General features: G+C 65.6%; 10 protein-coding genes and 1 pseudogene. 5 read left to right on the top strand and 6 right to left on the bottom strand.

Going from position 1 to position 6382, the window contains the following annotated elements; all coding sequences use genetic code 11:
* Positions 1–228 precede the first annotated feature (228 nt).
* The 4 genes from FL311_RS39790 to FL311_RS44525 all read left to right on the top strand — a co-directional run bounded on the left by FL311_RS39790 (position 229) and on the right by FL311_RS44525 (position 2109).
* Positions 229–723, top strand: coding sequence for a hypothetical protein (locus FL311_RS39790; protein WP_141332859.1), 495 nt, complete (start codon positions 229–231; stop codon positions 721–723).
* Positions 724–820: 97 nt separating this feature from the next.
* Positions 821–1462: a hypothetical protein gene (locus tag FL311_RS39785; RefSeq protein WP_141332858.1), complete on the top strand. Its 642-nt coding sequence runs from the start codon at positions 821–823 to the stop codon at positions 1460–1462.
* 79 nt (positions 1463–1541) lie between these two features.
* Positions 1542–1823, top strand: coding sequence for a hypothetical protein (locus FL311_RS44530; RefSeq protein ID WP_194869569.1), 282 nt, complete (start codon positions 1542–1544; stop codon positions 1821–1823).
* Positions 1807–2109, top strand: a complete 303-nt coding sequence (locus FL311_RS44525) for a hypothetical protein (RefSeq protein WP_194869568.1) — start codon at positions 1807–1809, stop codon at positions 2107–2109. The genes FL311_RS44530 and FL311_RS44525 overlap by 17 nt, the downstream gene beginning before the upstream one ends.
* On the opposite strand, the gene FL311_RS39775 is transcribed toward FL311_RS44525, so the two are convergent.
* The 6 genes and pseudogenes from FL311_RS39775 to FL311_RS39750 form a co-directional block, all read right to left on the bottom strand.
* The gene (locus FL311_RS39775) at positions 2110–2349 is read right to left on the bottom strand and encodes an adenylate/guanylate cyclase domain-containing protein (protein WP_141332857.1); all 240 of its coding nucleotides are present in this window, start codon (positions 2347–2349) and stop codon (positions 2110–2112) included.
* Between the two features lie 119 nt (positions 2350–2468).
* Complete coding sequence (locus FL311_RS39770) at positions 2469–2756, bottom strand: hypothetical protein (protein ID WP_141332856.1); 288 nt, start codon at positions 2754–2756, stop codon at positions 2469–2471.
* Between the two features lie 22 nt (positions 2757–2778).
* Positions 2779–3537, bottom strand: a complete 759-nt coding sequence (locus FL311_RS39765) for a DUF5953 family protein (protein WP_141332855.1) — start codon at positions 3535–3537, stop codon at positions 2779–2781.
* Positions 3534–4027: pseudogene (locus FL311_RS39760) on the bottom strand (DUF6310 domain-containing protein). The gene FL311_RS39765 and the pseudogene FL311_RS39760 overlap by 4 nt, the downstream one beginning before the upstream one ends.
* A gap of 145 nt (positions 4028–4172) precedes the next feature.
* Positions 4173–4934 (bottom strand): DUF5953 family protein, encoded by a 762-nt coding sequence (locus FL311_RS39755; protein ID WP_141332854.1) that lies wholly within the window; start codon positions 4932–4934, stop codon positions 4173–4175.
* Positions 4931–5656 (bottom strand): DUF6310 domain-containing protein, encoded by a 726-nt coding sequence (locus tag FL311_RS39750; protein WP_368668616.1) that lies wholly within the window; start codon positions 5654–5656, stop codon positions 4931–4933. Before FL311_RS39750 ends, FL311_RS39755 begins: the two co-directional genes overlap by 4 nt.
* 339 nt (positions 5657–5995) lie before the next feature.
* Between FL311_RS39750 and FL311_RS39745 the strand changes: the two genes are divergently transcribed.
* Positions 5996–6382: PHP domain-containing protein (locus FL311_RS39745; RefSeq protein ID WP_141332852.1), on the top strand; the 387-nt coding region annotated here is incomplete at its 3' end.

The raw sequence follows: 6382 nt of genomic DNA, 5'->3' as shown, positions 1-6382 counted from the left end.
CAGCGTCGCATGCGACAGCGACAGCACCCTCTTGGCGTGCAGGTCCTGCTCGAACAAGCTCTCCAGGAACGCCCGCACCTGCTCTTCGTTGATGGCCACCTTGCGTACCAGCATGACCTCTCCTCTTGCTCTCCACCACTCCGCCTCGCACGCGACCACCTGGTAGGCGGCTGGCAAGCCGCTCGCTCAAATGCGGGGATCGCTCAGGACGCGGCCATCGCGTGGACGTTGGACCAGCTCGACGCGCCCTTCGAGGTCCTCGAGGAGGGGCGCCTGCGTCGCGTGCATGGCTTCAGCGAGCGGAGCTGGCTCACGGGCCTGTTGGCGCTCGCGGTCCGGCTTGGAATCGGACGGGTCCTTCGGCGCTCCTGGCTTCGGCGAGCGGTGATGTGGCTGCTGCACCGGGCGCGGATGGGTTCGGATGTGTGCGCTGTCGTGGCTCGCGCCCGCGGATGGCGTGACGGGCAGGTGGTCACCCGGGAAGGCGTGCTTCAGGGGCATCGAGAGGCGGCGCTGACGGCGTGTGTGGCGACGGAGGTCGCGCGGGAGTTGCTGCGCGGTGGTGGGCCCGGAGGCGTGCTGCATCTCGACCAACTCCCGGGCCGGGATGCGCTCCTCCAGCGGGTGGTGGACGCAAGCCCTGGCGCCCGGTTGTCCCTCCCCGAATCCGAGCACTTCGTCGTCACCGAGTCCGTGCTTGCGTTGCGTCCAACGCCTTCTTAGAGAGGCGCTCAGCCGCGCAGTGCTCGGATGTCTTTGAGTGTCTCCTGGCGAGTGGCCGCGCGGCGCGAACGCCACTGCGCCATCACGAAAGCAATCCATGAACCGTTACATCGCAATTGTCGCGGCGGGCCTTGCTGCGTCCATGCTCACCGCTTGTGGAGATGACGCCGAGAAGAAGCCGGGACCTTCGACGGAGGAGTCCGAGGGCTACACCTTGAGCGGACAGGTGACGTCGTTGGAGCCCGCGATGGTTTCGGGTCGCAGCAAGGTGACCATCGCCTGGGACAACTGGATGGGGTCGGGGGACGTCATCGTCTCCCAGGGTAACCGCCTGCTGACCGGGAGCGTTCCTGGGGCGTTCACCTTGACGCTGGAGGACGCACCTCCGACGGCGGCCCTCAACCACTTGAATCCCGGGCTGCTGGGCACGGGGTACTTCGCTGTCTACGACGATGTGGACGGTGATGGCGTCATGGACCTGGATGACGACGAGGCCCTCCAGGGACTCTCCATCCACCACGCGGTGCTCTACGTGCCGGAGGTGACGGAGGACGTCCTGGCGTGGCTGCGCAACAGGGGGCTCGTCACCAACCTGGAGGCGCTGAAGCCCGGCTTCAACCTGGCGCGGGGCGTCTGCCGCGAGGACCAGTCCTTCGACTCCCTGGAGATCATCCCCGTCGAGCCCGTGGAGGTGCTCGGTGGCGTCGACTTGAGCGACGGGTGTCTCAACATCCACTGAGTCGAAGTACCGCGTAGCGGTGGCCATGCGACGCGCGGAGCAGGTGCGTCGCGTGGCGTCTGCCCGAGCTTCCCGATGCGTGGAAGGCGGCGACAGTGGGTTCATCAGTGGCTGGGAGTTCGGGCAGAGCGGCGACTATCGGCAGATGCGCCACGACGGTGGCACTCGCGTTCGGGCTCGCCTGTTGTTCAAGGACTCGCTGGCGGGTGACACCTGGACGTTCGTTTATTTCACCAACGGCAGCGTGCGCAATGTCTGGTCACGCACGCTGGTGGACAGCACCATGGCGCAGGTGGCGCCACGGCTGTTTCCGCGAGAGACGCTGTCCGAGCGGTTGATCACCCATGCCCTCCGCCGATGATGGCGCGGACGACACGGCATTGAAGACCTGGTTGCGCGACGGCAGCGGCGTCGCCACGGAGGAGTTGGAGCGCGCGATCAACGGCGCCGGCTATTCCGTCCGAGAGAACCTCGGCGACCGCGCGGCGCTGAAGGTGTTCACCCTCAACACCGTGCTTCATCCGGAGTCAGCCAATGCCTGGGACAGCCTGGCTGAATGCCATGCCGCGCTGGGGGATGCGGTGATCGCGGCGGAGCTCTACGCGAAGTCGCGGCGACTGGCCGATGCCGTGAAGGCGAAGCCGTAATCAGGCGTGCGGGGTGATGACCGGCCTTCCTTCGGGCGCTGTCGGTGGCGCGATGGCCGTGGAGGGGACGAAGGTTGCGACGGGTTCGCTCTTGCCCTTGACCGCCACCGGAGGGGCAGGAGACCAGGTGAAGGTCTCTCCCGCGGTGGCGCGCGTGGATGAGGACACGAGCAGCGGCGCCCCCACCTGCTTGGTGAGCCCTTCGATGCGGCTGGCCAGGTTCACCGCGTCGCCAATCACCGTGTACTATGTATTCACGACGCTACCAGAGGCGACCCGGGCCCTTTCGCGTGAAGCCAACCTTTGACCCCGGGTGCGTTTCGGACGGGGGGGCGTCACCCCGGGTGGTACCTGTGGTTTCAGTCCGAGGAGGCGTGGGCCGAGTCGGAGGTGTCTTGGCACATGCTGTGCGATGCGTCCGAACTGGAGGCACAGCTCGCGCTGGAGGTGCCATCGACCCAATCCGCCAGCCAGCCGCGAAAGCCGGTGAGTTCGAGCTCGCGTTGGCCGTAGATGCCGAGGGCTGCTTCGGCGGCGGCCTGTCGACACTTTCGCGCGTAGCGGTAGCCGAGGACGATTGCCCAGACTGCTCCCAGGAGACCCATCAGGACCGACAGCACCACCGCTGCTTGAAGTACCCAGGTCATGGCCACCTCCTGGTGGGCCAATCTATCTCAAGTCCGAGCGGCCGCCTATCTCCGGGAAGCGCTCATAAGTCCGCTTGAGTGCATCCAGGTGGGCGGGGTTGTCGAGATCGAGCGGAGCGTCCGTGAGTTGCACGACCCACCCACCCGATGCCGTGCGCCGCGACCGTGAGAGCAGGTCTGCGTCTCGTGCAGGGTCTGGGAATCCAATGGCCTTGGCGGCGGCCTCCGACCAGTAATTCAGCCACCCGAGGTAAGAGGGAATCTCGGGCGAGAGGATGTCCTCGAAGAGCTTCAGTGCGGGCAGACCTCTGAGTGGAGACAGTGGCCCTTGTAACGTGGGAGCTGTCTGATGGGCGATATCCGCTGCGGCGTCGTCGGGCGTCGCACGTCCCCAGAACGCGCGGGCTCCTTCTGCCATTCCCTCGAAAATCGCCGCCGCCGCCGCAATCACGCGCTTGTCCAAGGGCAGCTCCGCATGCACTTCAAACTGCGCATGGCCGCCTGGGCTGAAGAGTCCATGTCTTTCTGACCCAGAGACTGTCACGGGAAAGCGTATGTCCCCGTTACACATGAGAGGGAACCCCCCATCCACGGTATTCTCTGCGAGCCACTCATCGCGTTGCGGCAATGCGACGGGGCGCCCTCTGGTGGAGAGCAGCCACTCCAGTCGAAGGTCGGAGAGCGCCTTCTCCATTCCATGAATGACGGCGAGTGAGCGGCCGTCGTTACCCACGAGCGCGGGAGCATAGACAGTGATGATGAGAGTTTCTTGCTGGTTCATCGCCTGCAGCCTGTGACAACGATGCTGAATGATTGAACTCGTCGCAGCAGTGCGACTCTGTGCGCTTGGGTGCTCACTCCAACGACGAACTTGTATCCACAGGCCGCAGCGGCAGTGCGCTCTTTTCTGAGTTGCGCATATTCTCGTTCAATCTCCTGCCGCTGGACGAAGGCATTGTACGTGTCGAACTGGTGGGTCTTGATCTCCCACAGCACGCGCGCGCCGACCTGCAGCGCATCGAAGCGCACTCCGTTCACGATGACGTCCATCCCGGGATAGTCGAGCGCGTGGAAGCAGCGCTCCGCGAGTACGGGCCACGGTTGGGAGGCTTCGCGGACGACGCACCGTCCATCGTCCTTCCACGGCAGCTCCGCCGCCCGCTGGAGGTTGGCGATCCGAGTGGCCCGAGGCCCAAGCTCCCTCGGGCCGGTGCCGACGTGGCGCATGCCGAGAGGAACAGCAGAAGTGCTACACAGGGGCGCGAGCTCAATGGTCACGCCCTTCAATCAGGTGATGAAGCTGGAGGTCAAGATGGGCGCCTTCATGGGGACACCGCCAACTTGCCGTGATTGTCGCCCGAAAAGGTGGAGACGGCGGGACCCAAAGCCGCCTTCTTTCGGGACCCGTTGTTCCGATCAGCGGTGAGGAGCCGAGCGGCCGCCTATCTCCGGGAAGCGCTCATAAGTCCGCTTGAGTGCATCCAGGTGAGCGGGGTTGTCGTAGTCGAGCGGCGTATCCGTGAGTTGCACAACCCATCCTCCTGATGTCGTGCGCCGCGCACGCGTGAGCAAATCGGCGTCGCGAGCAGGATCAGGGAACCCGATAGTCTGAGCGGCAGTGGCGGACCAGTAGTTCACCCATCCGAGGAAAGAGGGCGTCTCTTTCGTGGGGAGCTTCTCTGGGAGGTTGAGCATGGGCAGCCCACGAGGTGAGCGCTCCGGTCCATTCGCAGAGCGGCGAAGCTGCTTCGCGATTTCCGAGCCGTACCCCTGCGGCGACGCATGGCCCCAGAACGATTGCGCGCCTTCTGCCACGGCCTCCAGCACAGCCGCTGCTGCCGCGATCACGGGTGGGTCGAGTGGCAGTTTTGCATGCACTTCGAATTGGGCCTGCCCACCCGGGCTGAAGAGCGCAGAGTTTTCACACCCCATGGCTGTGACGGGGTAGCTCTCATTCCCGTTGCACAGCAGCGGGAAGCCCCCGTCCTCGATACTCTCCAGGAGCCACGTGTCTCGCTGTGGCAGTGGAATGGGGCTCCCGCTGTCGGAGACCCGCCACTCCAGGTGCAACCCAGGGAGAGCCTTTTCCATCCCCTGGATGACATCGAGCGCGCGGCCGTCTTTGCCTGCAAGCGCAGGCGCATAGACGATGAGGGTGAGGGTTCTCGGTGGGGTCATCGTGGGCATCCCGTGACGACGACATTGAGTGCGGGAATCTCGTCGAGCAGTGCGAGCTGGTGCTCTTCGGTGCTCACACCGACGACGAAGTCGTATCCACATCTTGCCGCGGTGTCTCGCTCCTTTCTGATTTGTTTCAACTCGCTCGCAATCTCCCGGTCCTGGATGAAGCGATTGTACGTATCGAACTGATGGGTCTTGATCTCCCACAGCACGCGCGCGCCGACCTGTAACGCATCGAATCTCACTCCGTTCACGATCACGTCCATCCCGGGGTAGCGGTTCGGCGGGAACGTGTCGGCGCACGCGTTATGCGGAGCATCATTCCCCGCGTGTGGCACCGGGACGGGCCTGCACTCCGGGCGACGCTCTTGCTCCGCGGGCTCGATTGGCCCCGGCGGGAATGCGTCCTGGGCTGATGGCTCGGGCTTTCGATTCGCGGAAGGTTCGCGCAGAGCGGGCTTCGTCCGGATCGTGGCCTCTTCATCCTCCGTGCTGCTCGCGCGCAGTTCGTACGCCTCCAGCGCCTCCTCGATGACGAACCCCACCACCACGACACCCAAGACGACCACCGCGCCCACGACGATTTCAGGCGCCGCCAGGACACACAGGCCGATACCCAGGGCCGCCGCGCCCGCCGACGCGACCGTGCATCTCCGCGTCGGGTCGTTGAACCGGACCCGGTCATGGTCGAGCGCGTGGAAGCAGCGCTCCGCGAGCACGGGCCACGGTCGAGAGGCCTCGCGGACGACGCATCGTCCATCATCCCTCCACGGCAGCTCGGCCGCCCGCTGGAGGTTGGCGAGCCGAGTGGCTCGAGGCCCATACTCCCTGGGCCCCGGTGCCGACGTGGCGCACGCCGTGAGGAACAGCAGAAGTGTCGCACAGGCGCGCGAGCTCATGGTCACGCCCGTTCAATCAAGTGACGAAGCCGCAGGTCAAGGAGGCTCGGTCCTCGCGGAAGCACATGGAAACAGGGGAACCGAACCCATCAAGTCCCTCGCACGTCGAACGAAGATCCGACCTAGCGCCTGAACGGCTGGTCAGTGTCTTGATCGGGTGTGGACTACGCCGAGCTCGTCTGTCGCTCCAACTTCTCGTTCCTGCGCGGGGCCTCGCACCCAGAGGAGCTCATCGTCACGGCCGCCCGGCTTGGTCAGCGCGCCCTGGCGCTGACGGACGCGGATGGCCTCTACGGGGCCGTGAAGGCCCACCTGGCCGCGAAGGAGCACGGCCTGCGCCTCATCCTGGGAGCGGAGCTGACGCTCGAGGACGGGCCTCCCGTGGTCGTCTACGCCGCGGACGCCGGGGGCTACTCGAACCTCTGCTCCCTGGTCTCCCAGAGCCGCATGACCCACCCCAAGGGTGAGGCAGGGCTGCCCTGGCGCGCCCTGGCGGAGCGCTCCAGCGGCCTCCTCGCGCTCCTCCCCGAACCCGCCCCCCTGGAC

It is taken from the genome of Myxococcus sp. AB025B (assembly GCF_006518215.1).
Taxonomy (GTDB): domain Bacteria; phylum Myxococcota; class Myxococcia; order Myxococcales; family Myxococcaceae; genus Myxococcus; species Myxococcus fulvus.
The sequence above is the reverse complement of the archived record's forward strand: the minus strand, read 5'-3'. Positions and strand labels throughout refer to the sequence as shown.